This is a genomic window from Acinetobacter sp. IRS14 (assembly GCF_034650275.1).
Classification (GTDB): Bacteria; Pseudomonadota; Gammaproteobacteria; order Pseudomonadales; family Moraxellaceae; genus Acinetobacter; species Acinetobacter oleivorans.
In genome coordinates this window covers 1-544 of record NZ_JAOVFN010000075.1, presented here as the reverse complement: position 1 = coordinate 544, position 544 = coordinate 1, and the positions used below count along the sequence as shown (strand labels likewise).

The following is a 544-nucleotide window of genomic DNA, read 5'->3' as shown; positions in this document are numbered from 1 at the left end:
ACTCGCCCGCTTTATCCCAGCCTTAGAGGAACTAAACGGATAGGAAAACCATAAAGGAGAATTTTCTTTTTTGTAATCAAAGTTTGCTATATCTACTGTATAAGGGCTTCCAAAATCCCGGTACATGTGATGATAGGCTCTACTTAATGCCGGTACAAAAAATTCTGAACCCGATGGAAATGGTTCACCTACGTTTCTAGTTATATTTATATTCCCTACCCTAGTATAGCTGTATCTTTCATTTGGATTATTTGTAGAGTTTACATTTGAAATTGCATAGATCTTTTCTTTATTTCCATTGAACTGATTTGTCCAGTCAAACTCTTCATAAAAATAGTCTGCTTGCTGGACCTTACCTGATTCTAATTCAGCTTCGGTAGGGGTTCTATTTAAGTACTCATCAATTGTATTGGATTTGCTCGAATACTTACCCGCTATGACTTTAGTTGGGTAACTTATAGGTGCATAAGCCGTATCCGGATCTTTTTTATTACGCTCAAGCGTCAGGAAGTTTCCATACTGGTCAACCACCTTAACTAATCCT

At 37.3% G+C, this 544-nt stretch carries 1 protein-coding gene; it reads right to left on the bottom strand.

The genetic code is table 11. The features are described 5' to 3' along the window. Positions 1-544 (bottom strand): hypothetical protein (locus ODQ17_RS19145; protein WP_322905652.1); only part of this gene is annotated, 544 nt, incomplete at both ends.